Raw genomic sequence first — 20,743 nt, forward strand, 5'->3', positions numbered from 1 at the left:
GATTGCGTGTGTGACTTGGTGGCTCTCCTATCTGGGCTCCAAGGTACCGGCTCTGGCCTGACACTCCAAGACCCTACCCCAATTTCCTCACCCACAGATGTCTGAATAATCCACCCGCCGTGTCCCCATCTGCCGCTGCACTTCCCGCTCCCTAGCGTTACCCTCTATCTTTAGGAAAAACGATGTAGGGACAAAGAGATGGAAAGACGATGGAACGGCTGGGGCCGACCGGATGTGGCCCCCACGCTGCCGGAAACCGCGGCGGCAATGCTGGAGGAGCGCCTTGGCCCCGGGAAACCGCTTGGCGAGGCCAGCCTGGCGCAGGCACTGACTCAGGTGCCGCCATCCCGCCTTCCCGAGTCTTCTCACTGGTCCCTGGACCCGGAGCTGCGATTGCGCCACAGCCGTGGCCAGAGCCTGCCGGACTGGCTGGCACTCAAATCCGGTCAACTGGGGCATTATCCGGATGCGATCGCGCAACCGAGCAACGACGACGAGTTGCGGGCGTTGCTGGATCAGGCCCATCGCGACAACCTAGTGGTGATCCCCTATGGCGGCGGCACCAGCGTGGCGGGTCACATCAATGTGCCGCAAAGCGAACGGCCGGTGGTCACTCTCTCCCTGGCGAGGATGAACCGTCTGCTTCATCTGGACCCCATCAGCCAGTTGGCCACCTTTGGCGCCGGGATTGCAGGGCCCGATCTGGAAGCCGCACTGAATGCGCAGGGGTTCACCCTGGGTCACTTTCCCCAATCGTTTGAACTGTCGACTCTGGGCGGCTGGGTGGCAAGCCGCTCCAGTGGCCAGCAATCCCTCACTTACGGTCGAATTGAGCAACTGTTTGCCGGTGGCGTGCTGCATACCCTGACCGAGCGCTGGGTGCTGCCCACCGTACCCGCTTCCGCAGCCGGGCCTGATTGGCGGGAAACCATTCTGGGCAGCGAGGGACGGCTTGGGGTGTTGTCCCAGGTGACGGTGCGGATCCGTCCTTTGCCGGAAACGGAGCGGTTCTGCACGTCGGTTTTCCGAAACTATGACGATGCGCTGAAAGGCCTGCGCACCCTGATCCAATCCGGCCTGCCTGCGGGCATGCTGCGCCTGAGCCACCCCGAAGAGACCCGAACCCAGCTGGCCCTGGCACTTTCACCGGACAAAAAGCGCTGGCTCGACCGCTATCTGGCTCTCAGAGATGCCAACGAACCCGCCATGCTGGTATGGGAGGGGGGCGCGCAGTTTCGTGCCATCCGCCGCCACCTCAACCAATACGGCGCCGTCATGCACAGTCAGACTCTGGGGCAGCATTGGCACCGCAAACGCTTTCACGCCCCCTACCTGCGGGAGGCCCTGTGGCAGGCGGGGTATTGCGTCGACACCCTGGAAACCGCGACGGACTGGAGCAACATCGAGACCCTGCGCCGGGCCATTGAGCAGAGCCTGAACAATGCGCTGGCCAGCGAAGATCAGCCGGTGCTGGTCTTCACCCACATCAGCCATGTCTACCGACAGGGCGCCAGCCTCTACACCACCTACCTGTTCCCAAACGGCGACAACTTTGAGCACAGCCTACTACGCTGGCGTCGCCTCAAACACGCCGCCTCCGCCATCATCGTGGAGCACGGTGGCACCATCAGCCACCAGCATGGGGTGGGACGGGATCACGCCCCCTACCTGGACACCGAAAAGGGTCCGGTGGCCCAGGCGGCGCTGCGTAATCTGCTGACCCATTTTGATCCCCGTGCTCAGCTCAATCCCGGCGCATTGCTGGAGGAGGGGGAATGCGAAGCCTGACTGACGCCGTATGTCAGACCCGGACTCAACTGAGTGATGGTGCCCGCTGGGACCTGATCATCATCGGTGCGGGCATCACCGGCGCCGGCATCGCCCGAGCGGCAGCGCAGCGGGGGTACCGTACCCTGCTGCTGGAGCGTGGCGATCTGGCCGGGGGCACCTCCAACTTCAGTTCCAAAATGGTGCACGGTGGCCTGCGTTATCTGGGCCAGGGCCACTTCCGTCTGACCCGGCAAGCCGCCCGAGCCCGCGAGCGCCTGCGTCAACGCTGGCCGGACATCATCACCCCGCTGCCCTACTACCTGATGCACCACAAAGGGCGGGGGCCCGGCCCCTGGCCGATGCGGCTGGTGCTTTGGATCTACTACCTGATCTCCGGTGCTGCCCGCTGTCACCGTCCGCGCTGGTTAACCCCGGAGCAACTGGCTACCCGACTGCCGGCGTTTAACCTGGCCCCCAATCTGGGCGCCAACCACTACTTTGATGCGGTGTGCGACGACAGCCATCTGGTGCTTCGCACTCTGGAGGAAGCGGTGGCCCAGGGGGCTGATCTGTGCCACTACACCGAGGTCACGGCACTGAGACGTAAAGGGGACCGTGTCACCGGCGTCACCATCGACCTGAACGGCACCCCCTGCCAACTGGCCGCCAGCATGGTGGTCAACGCCACTGGCGTCTGGGCAGACGATCTCACCGAGTTACCGGAAGGACTGACCATACGTCCGCTGCGAGGCTCTCATCTGGTGTTTGACCAGCGCGATCTCCCCCTTCCCGCCTCGCTGACGGTGTTCCACCCCCGAGATAAGCGGGTGGTGTTCTGTTACCCCTGGGCCGGGACTACCGTTCTCGGCACCACCGATCTGGACCATCTGGCGGACAAGTCGGCTCCGGCCCGCTGCAGCGCAGAAGAGCGGGATTACCTGCTGGAGTTGCTGCCCCTGCTGGGCGTCACTCAGCCGCCCCCCATCATCAGCAGCTGGTCCGGATTGCGGCCCATCGTCAGCCCGGCCCGCTCCGACGGCAAACAAGCCGCGCCCTCCAGCGCCAGCCGGGAGCATCTGGTGTGGGAGTCGCCGGGATTGGTCAATGTCACCGGCGGCAAGCTCACCACCTTTGTAGAGATGGCGGAGGAGGTGCTGGCCTGCGCCGAGGAACAGGGGCATCTGCCTGAACCCCAGCCCCAGCCGGACCGGATACTGACCCGACGCACCTGCCTGGATGGCTCCACTCTTGGCGACAGTCTGGTGCCCCGTCATGAACTGGTGCACTGGGCCCGTCACGGCGCCATCCATCAACTTTCCGATCTGCTGCTGCGCCGAACCCGGCTGGGCTGGGTGCTGGGCACCGGACTCCGGTCCTATCAGGCGGAGATCCAGCGGCTGTGCCAGACCGCCCTGCCCTGGGACGAATCCCGTTGGCAGCGGGAGTGGCAAGCCTACTGGCAGCAGTTCATCCAATACCATCAGGAGCCAAACGATGGCTGATCAGATCCTGGCCATCGACAACGGCACCCAGAGTCTCCGGGCCCTGCTGTTTGACCGCAACGGGCAACTGCTTTTCAAAAGCCAGTTCGCGTTTGACCCGGCTTATCAGAGCCCCGAGCCCGGTGCGGCAGAGCAGGATGTGCAGCGCTACTGGGAGGCGCTGGTCCACTGCTGTCATGAGCTGTGGCAACAGGGGGCGGACCCGGCTCAGGTCGCCGGACTCAGCCTTACCTGTCAGCGCACCTCCGTGGTGGCGCTGGACGAGCAGTTAGCCCCACTGGGGCCTGCCATCCTGTGGCTGGATCAACGCCGGGCCACCGAGTTGTCACCACTGCCTCAGCCCTGGCGCACCCTGCTGTCCCTGCCCAAAATCGGCCCTCTGGTTGAGAAGGTGCGTCAGCGGGCCCCCGCCAACCGGCTGGCTCAGTACCATCCGCAGCGCTGGCAGCACTGCCACAAGCTGGTCTCCTTATCCGCCTACCTGACCCACCGCCTTACCGGCGAACTGGCGGACAGCGCCGCGGCCCAGGTGGGTTACCTGCCCTTTGACTACCGCCGCCACCGTTGGCATCACCGGCGTAACTGGCGCTGGGCGGCACTGGGGGTGCGCCCTGAGCAGATGGCCAGTTTGCGGGAACCGGGTGAAGCGCTTGGACAGTTGACCCAAACCGCCGCAGACGCGCTGGGTCTGCCCTCCGGGCTGCCCCTGTTCGCAGCAGGCGGAGACAAAACCTGTGAAGTGCTTGGCAGCGGTGGCCATCAACCCGGCGTGGCCAGCCTCAGCTTTGGCACCACCGCCACGGTCAATCTGGCGTCCAGGCGCTACAAAGAGGTGATCAAGCTGATGCCCGCCTACCCCGCCTGCGAACCGGGCCTTTTCCTTAATGAGAAGATGCTGTTCCGCGGCTTCTGGATGGTGTCCTGGTTCAAGGAGCAGTTTGGCTATATGGAAACGCTGTTGGCCCGCAGCAGCGGCGAACCGGTGGAAGCGCTGTTTGATGAGTTGGTCAACTCCGTGCCGCCGGGGTCGATGGGGCTGGTGCTGCAACCCTACTGGGGCGCCGACATCACCAGCCCGGAAGCCAAAGGCGCGGTGATTGGCTTTGGCGACGTTCACACCCGAGCCCACTTCTACCGGGCGATTCTCGAAGGGCTGGCGTTTGGTCTGAAAGAGGGGCTGGACCAGATCCAGCGCGCCACCGGGGCGCGAACCGAGCGCCTTCGCATCTCCGGAGGAGGCGCTCAGTCCGATGCCGCCATGCAACTGACCGCCGACCTGTTCGGCCTGCCCGCAGAACGCACCCACACGGTAGAAACCTCCGGCCTCGGCGCCGCCATCTGTGCGGCGGTCGGATTGGGCTGGCACCAGGATTTTGCCGCGGCTCAGAGTGCCATGGTGCACCCGGGAAAACGATTTGAGCCCAACCCGGAACACCACAGGCTTTACCACGCGCTCTATCACGAGGTTTATCTGAAGCTCTATCCTCAGTTGGCTCCGCTGTATAAAGCGATACGAACCATCACGGGATACCCCAGATCCTGACGCCTTTACTCCATTACCGGGGGCTGGCAAAGTAGCCAGACCCTCGGCAATGGACACCCTTTCATGAGCAATACCAGTTGGTTACTGCTGGCCCTCACCGCCAGCAATCCCTGCATTCAGGAGCAGCTAGAGCACGGCGCGGGGGACCGGACACTGGATGAGGTCCGCGCCATCTGCCAACTGGAGATGGAACGCCCCAGAACCTCGGTTGAGGAGCGTGTGATGGCCGAAGGGGTGGCCAGCGAAGAGCGCTTTGTTCTCAACGCCCACTACAACAACTACATCCTGCCCGTCAGTTACAACAACCGCCCCAACGAAGCCGAATGGCAATACAAGCCTGAAAGCATGGACAACCTTGAGGTGAAGTTTCAGCTCAGCGTTAAGGTGCCGGTCACCCCCCGTTGGTTCGACGGCAAAGGCCAGGTGTTTATGGCCTACACCAACCAGAGCTGGTGGCAGGCCTACAACAAAGACGCCTCGGCCCCCTTTCGGGAAACCAACCATATGCCCGAGCTGATCTACTTTCATCGGCCCGGCTGGCAATGGGGGGATTGGCAGGTGGACTCCCTGAGCTTCGCCTTTAACCACCAGTCAAATGGCCAGTCCGGCACTCAGTCCCGCAGTTGGAACCGACTGATTGGGGGCATGACGGTCAGCAAAGGCAGTTGGGCCATTGGCGGTCACCTCTGGCACCGGCTCGAAGAGGACCCCAAAGCGTTTCCCGATGACCCGCGAGGCGATGACAACCCCGACCTCACCGATTACCTGGGCCACGGTGAGCTGTTCATCCTGCACAAACGGGAGCAGCGCAATCTCAGCCTCAGGTTGAGAGGCAACGCCAGTACCGGTAAAGGGGCGGTGGAAGCGGGATGGAGTTTCCCGCTGATGGCCAAGCTGCGGGGCTACGTGCAGGTGTATTACGGCTATGGGGAGAGCCTGATCGACTACAACGTCAAAACCGAGCGGGTCAGTCTCGGCTTTGAGTTCACTCCCTGGCTGTAGTGGGCGGCATCACCCATTCGAGTTCCGACAGGGCAAATCCGAGTTGGTCCGCCAGCGCCAGCGGTTCTTCCAGAGCGCTTTCCGGCAGTCGGGGGGCGCGCGCCAGCAGCCAGAGGTAGTCGTGGTCCCGACTGGCCACCAGGGCCAGATCGTACTCCTGGCTGAGCCACAACACGTTGTATTCGGCATAGAAGGGGCCGAAGAACGACACCTTAAGTCGCGCCGCATCCGGATCAACCCGGTAGGCTTTGCCTTCCGCTTCCTCCCAGTCACGGGTTCGGGTATTAAAGCCCCGGTTCAGCACCCGCACCGACCCATCTTCCTTCAATGAATACTGGGCGGTGACATTAACCAGATCTTTCTCAAACCGGTTGGGCAAACGTGCCAACTCATGCCAGGTACCCAGATAGCGATCCAGATCAAAGGGGGAGACCGCCTGACCACCGTGCGGCGTCCCGCTGCAGGCAGCCAGCCACACACCCAGTAACAACACCAATCCTGTCTTAATCCCAAAACGCGCCACACTCATACCTTCGCCTCCAGACTGTTGCCCCGTTTAAACGGGACGGGGACGGGATGAGATCATGATCGTGCAACCGCAACGCGCCGTTCAGACAGTATGAGCATTACACGATATCGGGGAGTCTCGCCATGAAGTGGTGCCCGCTGGTCTCGCTGCTGCTGTTCGCCATACCGACTCAGGCTGGCCCACTGGAGTTTGAGTTTCGTGGTGATCTGACGCCGGAGCAGCAAGCCAAACTGCAGCACTGGCTGGAGGAGAGTGCACAGACGTTGGCGCTGGTCAGTGGTGAATTCCCATTAGAGCGGGCCCGCATCACCATCACTCCAACCCGGCGTGGATACGGTCCTGTGCCCTGGGCCCGGGTGGTACGGCGCCAGCCGGAGGGGATCCACTTCTACGTCGACCCCACCTACCCACCGGAAAGCTATCGGCAGGACTGGACCGCCCTGCACGAATTCAGCCATCTGCTGATCCCCTACCCCGGCGATGACGACATCTGGTTCAGTGAGGGGCTCGCCAGCTACTACCAGAACCTGCTCCGTGGCCGGGCTGGCATTGTCACCCCGGAGCAGGCGCTCAAAGAGCTGGACGCCGGCTTCCAACGGGGCGAACGGGATGCGGCACGACGGCGGCAGACCCTCCGTGAACTGAGCCCCAGGATGTGGCGCACCGGCAGCTACATGCGGGTGTACTGGAGCGGCGCCGCGTACTTCTTCTCCGTGGACACCGCCCTGCGGCAGGAACTGGGTATCAGCCTGGATACGGTGCTGGCCCGATTTATTGAGTGTTGCCGCCAATCCTATCGGCGCTGGAGCGCCAGCAGCCTGATCCGCACCTTCGACCACCTTGCCGGAGGCCAGCAGTTTGACCAGCACTACCGCCAGGTGATTGACAGCCGGTCGTTTCCTGACCTTTCCGGGCCCTATCAGCGGTTGGGCCTGAGCCGACAGGGAAGGCGGCTGACACTGGATCCCGCCCCCTCCGCGGTGGCGGCTCGCCAAGCGTTGTTTACGGGCTCAGGGGCCACCCCGTGACATTTTCCACTGTTCCGAACCCGATTTTCCGCTATGCTACGCGCCTTTCGCCCGTTCATTCGCCCGCAAGCGAATGCCGGACATTCCCCTATCGAGTCGAGATCTATGCCGTTTGCTTCCCTGGGGCTCTCCCCAGAACTGGCCCGCGCCGTCGCTGACAAAGGTTACAGCACCCCTTCCCCGATCCAGGACAAGGCGATCCCCGCCATTCTGGAAGGCAAGGACGTTATGGCCGCCGCACAAACCGGTACCGGTAAAACCGCCGGCTTTACCCTGCCGATGCTGCAGAACCTCACCCGGGGTCCGCGAGCCCGCAGCAACCGGGTGCGCGCCCTGGTGTTGACTCCTACCCGCGAACTGGCGGCCCAGGTGGCCGAGTCGGTCAAAGCTTACGGACAGAACCTGCCGCTGCGCTCCGTCGTGGTCTTTGGTGGCGTCAGTATCAACCCGCAGATGCAGGCATTGCGTCGCGGCGCCGATGTGCTGGTGGCCACCCCGGGTCGACTGCTCGACCTGTACAGCCAGAATGCCGTGCGGTTTGAGGATCTGGAACTGCTGGTGCTCGACGAAGCAGACCGCATGCTCGATATGGGCTTTATCCGCGATATCCGAAAGATCCTGGCGCTGCTGCCTAAGCGCCGTCAGAACCTGCTGTTCTCCGCCACCTTCTCCGGTGAGATCCGTGATCTGGCCCGTGGCCTGCTCAACAACCCGGTTGAAGTGGATGTGAGCCCCCGTAACAGCACCGCCCGCACCGTTTCCCAGCGTCTGCACCCGGTGGACAAGAACCGCAAGCCGGCACTGCTGTCAAAGCTAATCCGGGACAATAACTGGCATCAGGTGCTGGTGTTTACCCGCACCAAGCATGGCGCCAACCGTCTGGCTCAGAAGCTGGAACGGGACGGCATCGAAGCCGCTGCCATTCACGGCAACAAGAGTCAGGGTGCGCGCACCAAAGCGCTCGCGGGCTTTAAGGACGGCACCGTTCAGGCGCTGGTCGCTACCGACATCGCCGCCCGCGGTCTGGACATTCATCAGCTGCCGCAGGTGGTGAACTTCGACCTGCCCCAGGTGGCGGAAGATTACGTTCACCGCATTGGCCGCACTGGTCGTGCCGGAGCGGAAGGTCAGGCGATCTCTCTGGTCAGCGCCGAAGAGGCCAAACTGCTGAAGGCGATTGAGAAGCTTATCCAGCAACCGATTGAGCGCATCGTCATGCCGGGTTTCGAGCCGCAGGAAACGCTGCCCGCCTCCCAGCCGGGGGGTCAGGAGAAGCCTAAGGCTCAGCCCCGCCGTTCAAACCCGTCCGGCAATGGTCAGCGTCGTCGTGAAGAGAGCAAGCCCCGCAACGGTGAAGCGCCTTCCCGTCGTCAAGCCAACCGGGGAAAGCCCAAGCCCAAGACCAACGCCAACCCGGCGGGTCAAAAGCCTGCAGCGGAGGGGAAACCCGCCCAGCGCAGACGTCGCCCGAGTCGCTCCGGCACCGGTCAAAACGCGAATAAATCGTGACAGAAACGCCAGGCCAAGCCTGGCGTTTTTTTCGCCTTGTGTTCACTTTCCCCCATTGGCATTCTAGTGACGCCAGTCACAAAGCACAGGGTCGTGCTTGAGCCAATTGGGAGGGCAAGGTGATGGATCCCTGGACGCTACTGCTGTCCCCAATCCTGTTTCTGCAAGGCAAGTGGGTTAAATTACGCACTCCAAAGCTGCCCGAGGCTCCCGGTCCCAGGAGCGGCGAACGAGGGAGTGGTCCCGGCATCTCTCTGCTGGTACTGGGTGATTCCGCGGCGGCTGGCGTCGGCATTGAGCATCAGTCCCTGGCGTTGTCGGGACGGCTGGCCAATCAGCTTGAACCCCACGGCCCGCTCCAGTGGCAGCTGCACGCCCGCAGCGGCCTGAATACTCCCCAGGCCTTGCATCTGGTTCAGGCGATAGAGCATCAAAGCTTCGATGTGGTGCTGGTCTCTCTTGGCGTCAACGATGTGCTTTCCCCCATCAGCGAAGCCCGCTGGCTGGAGGAACTAACCCGCCTGACCGAGACCCTGAGACAGCGCTTCTCACCAAACCGCATCCTCTACACGGCGCTGCCGCCGCTGGGCGCTTTCCCTGCCCTGCCCTGGCCGCTGCGGGCCCATCTTGGGCGACGGGCCGTGCGCTTTAACCGGCATCTGGGCCACTGGGTCGAACAGCAGCCAGATCTGGCCCTGCTGAACCTGGCCGAGCCCGGCGGTGATCTATTGAGTCATCTGGCTCCGGACCGCTTCCATCCGGGTGAGCTGGCCCATCAGCGTTGGGCAGAGCTGGCCTGCCGGGAGATCACCCCCTTACTGGCTCAACCCGAACAGGCCCAAAGCCGTTAATACCCCAGAACGACAACGGCCCCTCGTAAGGGGCCGCCGTTTTATGCTGTGGGCACGTCGAGTGTCACTTCCTCTGCCAGTGAAAATGCCGCGTGGCTGTCGTAGTAAGCGGCCTCGTTGATGAAATGGGGGTAAAGGGGACGGTCGCCCTCGAAGTACCCCACCGTTCCATCAAAATACTGGAACATCGGGTCACCGGGATTCAGGGGCGCAAAATCGTTTTGCTCCAGATTTTTGTGCACCATTGCCAAAGGCGTGCCCTGCTCATCCATCGGCAGGTAACGGGTATCCAGAAAACGATAAGCCAGAACGGAGGTAGGCAGTTCAGGCAACTCTCCCTGAACTTCCAGGCTGGTGAAATCCAGGATCAGGCTGGTCATGGTCTCCATCTGTTCAAGAATGTCGTGACGCAGCACAGACTGCGACTGTGGTCCCACCTCCACCATCACGCCCCGCTTGCCCACGGTACAGAGATATCCCCACTGCTGTGGTGGCTTGGCGTCCTCTACCAGTATCACCGCTTCCGGCATCCGACTTTTCACAAAAGCCGCCAGTTGAATGTCCCAGGGGGTGGTGTCCACCAGGATCAGGGTCGGTCCCATATTGCTGGTGGTGTTGTGCAGATCGATAACAAGGTCAGTCTGACTGTCGCCCTTGGGGCCAATCTGTTGATTGATCACCTTGGCGCGGCTCTGCTCGTAGTTGCCCAGGGCGGGATCACCGAGCAGTGCAGGCTCAAACTGGCGGTTCAGGTCCACCTCAAGATAGCGACGATTGGCCTGATGCGCCGAAGGGTTGGCAAACAGCGTACTGACACTCAGGCCCGGTCTGGCCAGTGCTTCTGGCGCCGCCTGCCACTGTTTCAACAATTGAATGCCGGACAACTCATTGCCATGAGTGCCGCCAACGATCACCACCTTGCTTCCCACACCCACTCCTTAATGTGCATATTTTTTCACGAATTGTGCCTACAAATTCACTGGCTGTACAGCCTGACAGACCCTCTTTTGTTGCGAGCCTTTGCCCTATCCAATGCTAAAGAATCGCTTCAGAAACGACGTTTATACTGGATAAATCTTTTATTTGATCCGTCGCTTAGGCCCTAATATCCACAAAATCTGGGACTAACTCTGTGGGTAACTAAGGAAAAGCCCTCAGAATCCCGGCTTGCGAGCTGTACATTTTTTAACCGACCACTTTCAGTGAATCAGCGCTGCAGCGTAGTGAATCCAACTGGTGTGGCGATTGCTCACTATCGAGCCCTGTGCCACCATCGAAACTCCCCGATATCACCACATATGGATGCGTTAATGACGCCGTTTGACCGTTTGAGTTCCGCCTATCTGGCGCTGATCAGTCACTGTCCCAACGCCTGTGTTGAGCTGGGCCTGAACCAGCAACTGGACCATCTTCCCGATCCCTCAGAGGCCAACCGGGAAGTGCTGCTCGCCAAAGCGGATGCTGTAATCCAGGCCGCGCAGGCCTGCGGCGAGCTTCCCTTTGATGAAGCGCAGGACCGCACCCTGATGAAGCTGACCGCCGAGCGGATCCATTTTATGCACTCTCTGAGCAAAGAGGGGCGGCGTCGGGATCAGAGCCTGCCCCGTGCCGGAGAGCAGATCAGCGCAGGCATCTTCCTGCTGATGAGCCGCGACCCGCGCCCCGACGACGAGCGCCTGCACAACATCCTCAACCGACTGGCAGGCGTTCCCGCGCTGCTGGATGCCACCCTGGCGCAGTTGGAGCGCCCCATTGCCCGTTGGGTCGCCATTGAACAGGAAACCCTGGACGCGTTGCCTGACCTGTTCGACTCATTGCAGCAGTGGGCGGAATCGGTGGCTTTCACTGAGCGGGAAGTGCTGGCACAGCGCATCGCCAAGGCGCGACAAGCCATCGCTCAATACCTTCAGGCACTGAGTGCCCTGCCCACCGCCGAGGACTTTGCTCTTGGCGAAGAGCAGGCCCGACGCCTGGTTGCCCTGTCCGGGATTGAACTCAGCCTGGAGTCGATTCACCAGCACACCCGGGAATTTGTTGCCGATACCCTCGACAGCCTGGAGCAGACCAAAACGCGATTGGTCGCCAAATACGACCTGCCGCCGCAAACCTCCCAGGATGAGCTGCATCAGTTCCTGAACCGCCAGTTTGCCGTGGCCGTGCCGGACGGACGACTGGAAGCGGTGATTGAGCGCTATCAGGAGGAGGCAGCGAGGATCCAGGCGTTCATCAACGCCAGTGACCTGTTCCCCCTGCCCGACGATCAGGCGATGACCATCATGCGCACTCCGGAATTTATGGCGCCGATGATCCCCGCCGGCGCCATGATGCAACCCGCAGCGATGACGCCGGGCACCAAGGTGAGTCAGATCTACCTGACTCTCTCCGAAGCGCTGCTGGATGAGCATACGGAGTTGGGCATTCCGGTGATGATGATCCATGAGGGCATCCCGGGCCACCATCTGCAACTGGCCACAGCGGCAGGCCATAACAGTGTGGTGCGGCGAGTATTCCCGGCGATGGAACTGGCCGAAGGCTGGACCACCATGCTGGAAGACTACATGCTGGACCTGGGGTACATGGGCGAACTGACCGACGAGGCCCGATTTATTGCCAAACGGGACATCAGTCGCCTCAGTGCGCGTGTGGCCATCGACCTCTATTTTATGACTGGTCAGCCCCACTACCTAGATATCGGCTACCCGGTTACCCCCGACAGCGATGATCCTTTTGAAAACGCAGGACGCTTGCTGAAAGCGGTCACCGGCTTTACCGATGCGCGGGTTCAGGGGGAACTGAACTGGTACTCCCAGGAAGCGGGATACCCCATGTGCTATCTGGTGGGGAATGTGCTGATGTGGCAACTGAAGCGGGACTTCCTCCATAGCGGCAGCGAGCTGGAGCGGGACCGGGCATTTCACCGGGAAGTGCTGGAAAGCGGCAACCTGCCCCTGGCGATGATTCGGGCCCGTTTCGCTCAGCGGGGACTGCTTCGGGACAGCCAGGAATGAGTGAAGCGCTTCGAGCCGAGTTTGTTCCCACCATAACGACCATCGACCCGATGGTGTGGGACGCTCTGCTCGGCGCGCACCTCTTTACCCGCTATCACTATCTGGAAGCGCTGGAGCGCAGCGGTTGCGTTGGATTGGAGAGCGGCTGGATCCCTCAGCATCTGCTGCTCTATCGGGACGACCGCGCCATCGCCGCCATGCCCCTCTATATCAAGTTGCACTCCTACGGCGAATACCTGTTTGACTGGAGTTGGGCCCGGGCCTTTGAACAACACGGCCAGCCCTATTACCCCAAGCTGGTCAGCGCTATCCCGTTTACGGCAGTCAGCGGCCCACGCCTGGGCATCGCGCCCAAAGAGTGCCATGCCACCCTCCACGCCGCCGTTGCCCATGCCCTGCAACAACGGGCCGAAGGCCTGGGCGGCTCCGGTGCGCAAGTACTCTTTGTTGAAGGTGACGCGCTGTCGAACTGGGCACTGCAGGACTGGTATCGGCGCCGGGATCTTCGCTACCAATGGCACCATCGGGGAGAGTCCGACTTCGATGCCTTTCTGGCCCGGTTTAAATCCCGTAAGCGCAAGATGGTTCACAAAGAGCGAGCGCGCATTGTCGACGCAGGAATCCATATCGACGTCCTCAATGGCGGTGAGATCTCCCCCGCCCACTGGCACACCTTTCTTCACTGCTACCGCAATACCTACCTCAAACGCTCAGGTCATGGCGGCTATCTCACCCCGGAATTCTTCCAACGGTTAGCCGATGCCTTTTCAGAACATCTGGTGATGATGGTGGCGCGACAGCATGGTCACATCATCGCCTGCGCGCTGTATATGAAGCAGGATGACACCCTTTATGGCCGCTACTGGGGCGCTCTACAGCCAATGGATGGGTTGCACTTCGAGCTGTGTTACTACCAGGGCATTGAATACTGTCTGCGCCACGGCCTGAAGCGATTCGACCCGGGTGTGCAGGGGGAGCACAAACTGGCCCGGGGATTTGAACCGGTATACAGCTACGGCGTCGGCACCCTTCAAAATACCCTGTTTGCCGATGCCATCCACCACTTCTGCCAGGAGGAGTGGGGCGCCGTCGGCGAGGCATTAGAGCAGGCCAAAAGCGGCCTGCCTTTTCGCAGTGAAGGGTCGAATAGCAATTGACGCCGATAACTAGCGGCGCTGGCGAGCGACGACAGGTCTGCTGGAGTAGGCTGGTTGGTTCTACTGGCAGTGAACGCTCTATAAACAAAAAGCTACTTGAGCCCTGGTAACGCCTCTGTCACAAAATACAAACTAGGAATATCTCCCGAATAGTGATTGCTAAACGAAATCAAACCGTTTTCTTCAGAATAGATAAAATGTCTTTTATCTCCATTTATCTCTGAAATAATTACCACGCCATTAATCTCCGTCCCCAAGTAATTGAATTCGGTGGGACCAAGGAGCGTAAACTTATATCCACCATGCTGCCAGGACTCAAGTTTTTTATCATTTGGAATTGCAAAAATGAGGTAATTACTATCAATACAGAAAGAAAACCCTTTGCATTCAAACTTGGCGTTAAAAATAACATCCCAATGTGTTATTGCTGGCAAACTTTTATAAAACTCTATCTTATCAGGTTTGGTAAGGTTTCCTCCAACTTGCCCGGGAAGCGTAGAGTAGACATATTCCCCAGCAATCAACGCGGGACTAAATAACATAATGATAAAAATCATAAACTTAATCATGTCAATACCTATAAATACCATCTTGATACCATTCGGGGAAGTGTATTTAAATGGACACCCACTTTATGAACTCCCAGCATCCAAGTGGCTTAAGTCAGCGTTCTATCTTCTTTTGGTTAGTTGTAGGGGTCAGTTATCGAGGTGGTATCCTGATTTAGGGACCAACCTTTCACATTTCCCTTCGAAAAGACAGTGCTAAGCCTGCATGGGCAGGCTGCATTGCTATTATTGGTGTGGGTCGGTGCTGTTAAGCGGCGAACAATCGGCGGGCGTTGGTGGACCCTCGAATCCGGACAGCGTACTGACTGCCGCGACAGCGCTGCAGGCTGGTCAACGTGCCCGGCCGGTAAACTCGAAAAGCTAAAGATAGTCGTTTAAATGACAAGGTAAGGAATTCGTTGGGGATTGCGGATGGGAACAAAAGCGCTTCAGCTGTGCGGGTCTTGCCCACATAGAAAGCTGCGCCTGACGCAGCGACTGACACAGTGGTAGTAGCATGTGTCCTGCAAACTGACCTGCTGACTTCTGGCCTTTGGCATCTCCCTGCCCTCAAGCACACTCCCTGTGCAGTAAGCCTAAGAGCCATAGCAATTAGCCGCTGTTAAATACCGTTAAACCTTCTAAATCTTGGGTGTCTTATTAGTTCTTTTCCTAAAACCAACTAAATCATGGGTGTCTTATTAGCTTTTCTCGCCAGCACCGCTACAGTAGCGGCGCTGGCGAGTGCCGGCCAGCCTGCTGGAAAAGGCTGGTCGGTTCTACCGGTGCTGGACACCGAATACGACTCTCCCTTTGAGCAGTCACAAATTCCTTCAGCGCAGAACGAATCCTTTGAAGAAAAGCTTCTCTTAAATAGAAGAAATCATGGCATGGTATAGGACTCGATCACCTCAGAACTAACAAACCTTTTATTAGAGTCAACGTAGATATAAATAATGATTGCAGATTCAATCTTATCATTCTCGCTGTTGCTTCGCTTGATGCACTGGTATCGTCTTGAATACTTGTCGTAAGTAAAGTCTATCTCCTTAGAAATCAAGAATGACTCTATCCTTTCCGCCGCATCACCGGCACTAAGATTATTGCCAATAGCTTCGTTAATCTCATCGACACCCATCATTTCTTCTCTCCCACAAGAGCTTACAAAGATTAACGCAAGCACTGCCAAAAACACTTTAACATCGCGAAAACTCATACCAAACCCTCTGCTAAATGGACACCCACTTTATCAGTGCTAAATGGACACCCACTTTATGAACTCCCAGCATCCAAGTGGCTTAAGTCAGCGTTCTATCTTCTTTTGGTTAGTTGTAGGGGTCAGTTATCGAGGTGGTGTCCTGATTTAGATACCAACCTTTCACATTTCCCTTCAAAAAGACAGCACTAAGCCTGCATGGGCATGCTGCATTGCTCTTATTGGTGTGGGTCGGTGCTGTTAGGCGGCGAATTGCTAAATGGACACCCACTTTATCAGTGCTAAATGGACACCCACTTTATCAGTGCTAAATGGACACCCACTTTATGAACTCCCAGCATCCAAGTGGCTTAAGTCAGCGTTCTATCTTCTTTTGGTTAGTTGTAGGGGTCAGTTATCGAGGTGGTGTCCTGATTTAGATACCAACCTTTCACATTTCCCTTCAAAAAGACAGCACTAAGCCTGCATGGGCATGCTGCATTGCTCTTATTGGTGTGGGTCGGTGCTGTTAAGCGGCAAACAATCGGCGGGCGTTGGTCGAGCCTCGAATTCGAACAGCGTCCTGACTGCCGCGACAGTGCTGCAGGCTGGTCAGCGTGCCCGCCCGGCAGCCAAATTGGTACTCAAAGCCTTGAGTGAGAGTTATCCAATTGGGGAGGGCAATACCGAGTCGGCTAAGGAGTTCAGGCGCAGAGTCTGCGACATGACCCGGCTTGTCGAGGCGCTGAGCCCGGCCGGTAAACTCGAGAAGTTCCAGGTAGTCGTTTAAATGGCAAGGCAGGGCGTGCGCTGTGGGTTGTGACTGGGTACTAAAGGGTTTCAGTTGTGTGGGCTGTTCGCCCTTAAGCGCGGCCTGTATCCGCATCCGTATGCTGGTGTGGTGTGAGCCTTCCGGAGTCCTGGCGATATTGGCACGGATTGGGTTGAGGTCCACATAGGCCATGCAACTGAGTAACGCTTGTTCATCCAATAACGCCTGAGATTTGAATCGGCCTTCCCAGAAACGCCCCGTGCAGCCATCTTCCCGATTTGCCATGCGAGCTATTGGCTCGTTTAACGCCCGCATAAACCAACTGATATCCATCAGCCGCTCGAGGTATTGCTCTGCCAGGGCCTCGACGACATTCAGCTCAGCTTCCGCCATCTGTTGGCGTTCCTCTTCCTGACAATACCGCTGCGTCAGCGCTGTGCCACCATACAGCCGGTGCCAGCGCTGAACTACTTCTGTGGTATCCCACTCTTCAACTTGCTCTGGCTCAATACACAGCACCACATGAGTGTGATTACTCATCACCGCAAAGGCACACACGCTGATGGCAAACACCTCTGCCAGTTGCAGCAAGCGCTCTTCAACCCACTGGCGACGATGCTCGTAACTCTTGCCACTGTAGGGGTCTTGCCCACATAGAAAGCTGCACCTGACGCAGCGACTGACACAGTGGTAGTAGCATGTGTCCTGCAAACTGACCTGTTGGCTTCTGGCCTTCGGCATCTCCCTGCCCTCAAGCACAATCCCTGTGCAGTAAGCCTAAGAGCCATAGCAATTAGCCGCTGTTAAATTTCCTAAAACCAACTAAATCATGGGTGTCTTATTAGTAATTTACGGATGAACAGATGGGTGTCCTGTTAGTAGTACAGACCACTGACAGTGTTTGTCCTGTGTAACGAAGGGCAACACCGTGAGATGCTCTAGCCCACTAGAGCAGCGCGCCATGAATGATATTTGCTCATGCGATGAGGTGAATATGTTTATTTGTTGTGAAATTTCGCAACAGAGTAAGGATATTCAATCCAGAGACCGCTTTCAGCTTGGCTGGTCTAACTGTTGATAAGGGAATATATAGAGACTAATGATTACGATGCTTGAATTTGACAAACTTACCCAATGGTTTGATTATAGTTTGAGCGATTCAATTATGTATCGCCACTATAAGGAAGTGTTATATGAATTGGAACTTATTCGCTGGGGTTGCAGTTTTTGCAATGCTTTTCTCACATCCTGCTGAATCGAACGAAAAAATAAGCGTCCTTTGCGACACATGCATTTCTGGAACACAATTCAGAAGTGTAGCAAAAACTGTTGCGAACGGTGTTGATAGCACCGTTCATGTGGGGAACATTTACACTGGGGAACTGAGAAATTTCTCTGTTGAATTTTACAGAGAGCCAGGAAGTCCGTTGGAGTGGACAGCACTGGAGTTAAGTCCAACTTCAGCAAAAAAAACTGAGTTCGCTAGTATACAGTCTCATCACCGTTCAATTATAGGTATACTTCAGGCTGACACTGTTCCAGAACACATTGCGGCGTCAGCATGGGACATGGTTGGCTCTAATAGCCTTCACAATGAACTAGCTGATTACTACAATCAGAACATGAGTTTGGCCCAGGCGTTAAATAATATTGGACTGGCAGCGTTTGAATTCACTGGTGTATACAATGCTCTTGACCATTATCGTATTGAACTGGAGTTTAGCGATGGTTCTCGATGGGACTTTATGATAGTCGGAGTTACGACATCTGGTGCTTTTAGACTTCAGCTTGTAGCAGACTCCGGCGTAGACGCCGATAACCAAAGCATACCTATAAATGCAAGTGATATTAGTGGTCACTATACTTTTGAGAATGGTGGCGAATCAGCTTTAAATAGCTTCATAAATTCACTTAATAATAATCACATCCCGGTGTATGACAATCGACCGGGCTTAACCGGACAAAGTTACGCAGTGTGTGATGAAAAAGGATGCACAATATATCTGAAGTGACAAGCAGATGGATTTCGATTGATTAAGTCACCACAGGCCCTGATTCAATCGGGGCCTCATTGGAGTAATCGAGGAAAACTCGGGCTGGGGTATAGGACGCTTTCGAGACGATGTCAGCTGCTCCCATCTTACGTCATCAATCGGTAAGTGGAAAAGTGGGGCCGATTCAGTCAGGGCTCAAGGGGCCAGCGACAAAATAGGAAGACACCCATGATATTTGGGTGGCTGATGTTACCTCAAATATGCTTTGGCGAACGTCTGCTTTGGGTTGTGGATTCAACTGGTCGACGCAACACACTGGTTAAATCGCTCCGCGGGGGTGTCGTAATCAAGAGTTTTCCGAGGGCGTGTGTTTAACTGTCGAGCTATCTCATCAAGTTCTTCCTGCGAGTGTATCGATAAATCTGTTCCCTTTGGCAAATAATGCCTGAGTAGCCGATTTGTGTTCTCATTTGATCCTCTCTGCCAAGGGCTTTTGGGGTCACAGAAGTAGACTTGGATGTCCGTTGCAGTGGTGAACTTTGCATGAGTTGCCATCTCTGACCCGCGATCCCAAGTGAGCGATTTGTAGAGTTCACGAGATAGCGATTTTGCCTGTTGGATAAGCGCTGGAACGACGTCATCAGAGAATCGTCCGTCAACCTTCACGAGGCTTACGTATCTTGAGTGGCGCTCTACCAGCGTCGCTATGTAACTGTTCTTGCTCCCTGCAATGAGGTCACCTTCCCAGTGTCCTGGAACTGCTCTGTCTTCCGCTTCTGCAGGCCGTTCACGGATAGAGACAGCATTAACTATCCCCCCAACTTTCTTTTTCAAGGTTGAAACTCGTGCTCTTCGGATGGTTCGCTGGGAACGTAGGTATTCTTGAAGTTCCTTCTTCAAAGCACCTCTCGCCTGGATAAATAGCGTTTTGTATATCGTCTCGTGGGACACGTGATATTGCTCAAGAGTCGGGTATTTGCGCTTAAGCCAGCCCGCAATTTGCTGGGGTGACTAATGCTGCATGAGTTTGACTTCAACGATGTAGCAAAGGGCTGGATTTGTCACTAGTTTGCAGGGCTTGGGTCGCAATGCTTGTTCCCACGCCAGCCTGTCGGCATCTACGGCTCGGTATGCATCACGACCGCCATTACGGTTAATCTCACGACTGATAGTCGAAGGAGCTCGATTGAGCAGTGATGATATCTGGCGTAGTGAGAGCCCAGCCACGAGACCTCGGGATATTTCTTCTCTTTCATTGAGCGACAAAGAGCGTTGAGCCCTTGCTCTGTCTGGTGGGCGAATACCGCCTGTTCGGGCCAGTATGGGATGTACCGAGGATGAGGCGCGCTCAAATAGCTCCCCAATTTTCTGAAGTGACCAGCCAAGCTTGTAGCGCTCCCACATCAAATCCTGTTGCTTTTTGCTGTAGTAAATCCGTTTACGTTGCTTCATGGCCACCTCTGTCGTCTATCTAAACGATAAGGTGTTGCGCTGACCAATTGAATCTACAGCGCCATAGCGGCCACTCATTCAAGCACCTCAGCAACGAACCTAGACTGTGCGTGTAATGCATAACCCACTGCCCGGTAAGGGGTAGAATCTAAGACCCCACCATTCATATGAATAAGTAGGAGTTCACTCAGAGGTCCGTGCCAGCATAGCCCCGGCAGATACAAGCACTATCTAGGCAACTAAAGGCGTTATTCGGTTTCCCCACCCATCCCCTACCCCTTCGCAAACACCAACAATCGATTATTCGCTGGCATCCCATGGTCGTTGCTCAGAGTGAGTCCGTATTCCTTTGCTGTGTCACATACCGTTTCAATATCGCGGATCCCCATCTCGCCATCCTGCTGCCGTAGAAAAGCATCAAATCGGGCGTTGCTGTCGCTGGTGGCTTGGCCGCCGTAATGGAAGGGGCCGTAGAGGCAGAAGCAGCCACCAACAGTGAGTCCTTGCCCTACCCCTTCCAGCATCCTCTGCACCACCGGCCACGCCATAATGTGGGCCGTATTGGCGCTGAACATGCCGTCAAAGGGGCCTTCCGGCCAGCGAGCCGTCACGTCCAATACGATGGGGGTGAGCAGATTGGTGGCGTTGGCCTCATCGCACCAAAGCCGAATCCCTGCCAGGTTTTCCAGTCTGTCGCTGGGTTGCCAGATAAGATGGGGCAGTCGGGGGGCAAAGTGCGCGGCGTGCTGTCCGGTGCCACTGCCAATTTCGAGAACCCGCCTTGTCAGCGCAAACTCCCTGGCAAGGTGAGTCAGAATCGGTTCTCTATTGTTCTCGCAGGCCTGGGAAAAAGGTTTGTTCATGATCCACTCTTTTTGCGTTG

16 protein-coding genes and 2 pseudogenes are annotated in these 20,743 nt (G+C 57.3%); 10 read left to right on the forward strand and 8 right to left on the reverse strand.

Annotated elements, in window-relative coordinates; translation table 11 throughout:
- Window positions 1–198: 198 nt before the first annotated feature.
- The 4 genes from KUV52_RS00410 to KUV52_RS00425 all read left to right on the forward strand — a co-directional run bounded on the left by KUV52_RS00410 (window position 199) and on the right by KUV52_RS00425 (window position 5,817).
- On the forward strand, window positions 199–1,788 hold the full coding sequence (locus KUV52_RS00410) for an FAD-binding oxidoreductase (RefSeq protein ID WP_222523963.1): 1,590 nt from the start codon (window positions 199–201) through the stop codon (window positions 1,786–1,788).
- Window positions 1,776–3,272 carry a glycerol-3-phosphate dehydrogenase/oxidase gene (locus KUV52_RS00415; RefSeq protein WP_222523964.1) on the forward strand — a complete coding sequence of 499 codons (1,497 nt, stop codon included), beginning with the start codon at window positions 1,776–1,778 and terminating at the stop codon, window positions 3,270–3,272. The genes KUV52_RS00410 and KUV52_RS00415 overlap by 13 nt, the downstream gene beginning before the upstream one ends.
- The gene (locus KUV52_RS00420; RefSeq protein ID WP_222523965.1) at window positions 3,265–4,815 is read left to right on the forward strand and encodes an FGGY-family carbohydrate kinase; all 1,551 of its coding nucleotides are present in this window, start codon (window positions 3,265–3,267) and stop codon (window positions 4,813–4,815) included. Before KUV52_RS00415 ends, KUV52_RS00420 begins: the two co-directional genes overlap by 8 nt.
- Window positions 4,816–4,878: 63 nt before the next feature.
- Window positions 4,879–5,817 carry a phospholipase A gene (locus KUV52_RS00425; protein ID WP_222523966.1) on the forward strand — a complete coding sequence of 313 codons (939 nt, stop codon included), beginning with the start codon at window positions 4,879–4,881 and terminating at the stop codon, window positions 5,815–5,817.
- Here KUV52_RS00425 and KUV52_RS00430 read toward each other — a convergent pair.
- The gene (locus KUV52_RS00430) at window positions 5,801–6,346 is read right to left on the reverse strand and encodes a lipocalin family protein (RefSeq protein ID WP_222523967.1); all 546 of its coding nucleotides are present in this window, start codon (window positions 6,344–6,346) and stop codon (window positions 5,801–5,803) included. The two genes, KUV52_RS00425 and KUV52_RS00430, sit on opposite strands and share 17 nt — an antisense overlap.
- A gap of 122 nt (window positions 6,347–6,468) precedes the next feature.
- On the opposite strand from KUV52_RS00430, the gene KUV52_RS00435 reads away from it, so the two are divergent.
- The 3 genes from KUV52_RS00435 (at window position 6,469) to KUV52_RS00445 (ending at window position 9,734) form a co-directional block, all read left to right on the forward strand.
- Window positions 6,469–7,374, forward strand: a complete 906-nt coding sequence (locus KUV52_RS00435) for a hypothetical protein (protein ID WP_222523968.1) — start codon at window positions 6,469–6,471, stop codon at window positions 7,372–7,374.
- A gap of 105 nt (window positions 7,375–7,479) precedes the next feature.
- Window positions 7,480–8,883, forward strand: coding sequence for a DEAD/DEAH box helicase (locus KUV52_RS00440; RefSeq protein ID WP_222523969.1), 1,404 nt, complete (start codon window positions 7,480–7,482; stop codon window positions 8,881–8,883).
- Window positions 8,884–9,005: 122 nt separating this feature from the next.
- On the forward strand, window positions 9,006–9,734 hold the full coding sequence (locus KUV52_RS00445) for an SGNH/GDSL hydrolase family protein (protein WP_261389815.1): 729 nt from the start codon (window positions 9,006–9,008) through the stop codon (window positions 9,732–9,734).
- 41 nt (window positions 9,735–9,775) lie between these two features.
- On the opposite strand, the gene KUV52_RS00450 is transcribed toward KUV52_RS00445, so the two are convergent.
- Window positions 9,776–10,663, reverse strand: coding sequence for an aspartoacylase (locus KUV52_RS00450; protein ID WP_222523971.1), 888 nt, complete (start codon window positions 10,661–10,663; stop codon window positions 9,776–9,778).
- A 381-nt stretch (window positions 10,664–11,044) separates the two neighbouring features.
- On the opposite strand from KUV52_RS00450, the gene KUV52_RS00455 reads away from it, so the two are divergent.
- Window positions 11,045–12,742: a DUF885 domain-containing protein gene (locus tag KUV52_RS00455; RefSeq protein WP_222523972.1), complete on the forward strand. Its 1,698-nt coding sequence runs from the start codon at window positions 11,045–11,047 to the stop codon at window positions 12,740–12,742.
- A complete protein-coding gene (locus KUV52_RS00460) occupies window positions 12,739–13,899 on the forward strand; it encodes a GNAT family N-acetyltransferase (RefSeq protein ID WP_222523973.1) in 1,161 nt (386 codons plus the stop codon). Before KUV52_RS00455 ends, KUV52_RS00460 begins: the two co-directional genes overlap by 4 nt.
- A 92-nt stretch (window positions 13,900–13,991) precedes the next feature.
- Here the strand turns inward: KUV52_RS00460 and KUV52_RS00465 are convergent, their stop codons facing one another.
- The 4 genes and pseudogenes from KUV52_RS00465 to KUV52_RS00475 form a co-directional block, all read right to left on the reverse strand.
- Window positions 13,992–14,468, reverse strand: coding sequence for a hypothetical protein (locus tag KUV52_RS00465; RefSeq protein WP_222523974.1), 477 nt, complete (start codon window positions 14,466–14,468; stop codon window positions 13,992–13,994).
- A gap of 431 nt (window positions 14,469–14,899) precedes the next feature.
- Window positions 14,900–15,007: pseudogene (locus tag KUV52_RS18775) on the reverse strand (transposase); the annotation flags it as partial.
- Between the two features lie 323 nt (window positions 15,008–15,330).
- Window positions 15,331–15,663: a hypothetical protein gene (locus KUV52_RS00470; RefSeq protein ID WP_222523975.1), complete on the reverse strand. Its 333-nt coding sequence runs from the start codon at window positions 15,661–15,663 to the stop codon at window positions 15,331–15,333.
- Between the two features lie 508 nt (window positions 15,664–16,171).
- Window positions 16,172–17,155 (reverse strand): transposase, encoded by a 984-nt coding sequence (locus tag KUV52_RS00475; RefSeq protein WP_222523976.1) that lies wholly within the window; start codon window positions 17,153–17,155, stop codon window positions 16,172–16,174.
- A 452-nt stretch (window positions 17,156–17,607) separates the two neighbouring features.
- On the opposite strand from KUV52_RS00475, the gene KUV52_RS00480 reads away from it, so the two are divergent.
- Entirely contained in the window at window positions 17,608–18,426 is an 819-nt protein-coding gene (locus KUV52_RS00480) for a hypothetical protein (protein WP_222523977.1), read from the forward strand.
- Between the two features lie 276 nt (window positions 18,427–18,702).
- Here KUV52_RS00480 and KUV52_RS00485 read toward each other — a convergent pair.
- Window positions 18,703–19,860: pseudogene (locus KUV52_RS00485) on the reverse strand (IS30 family transposase).
- 272 nt (window positions 19,861–20,132) lie between these two features.
- The gene (locus tag KUV52_RS00490; protein WP_222523978.1) at window positions 20,133–20,723 is read right to left on the reverse strand and encodes a DUF938 domain-containing protein; all 591 of its coding nucleotides are present in this window, start codon (window positions 20,721–20,723) and stop codon (window positions 20,133–20,135) included.
- Window positions 20,724–20,743: the final 20 nt, after the last annotated feature.

Origin of the sequence: Ferrimonas balearica (assembly GCF_019802055.1) — a bacterium.
GTDB classification, from domain to species: Bacteria; Pseudomonadota; Gammaproteobacteria; order Enterobacterales; family Shewanellaceae; genus Ferrimonas; species Ferrimonas balearica_A.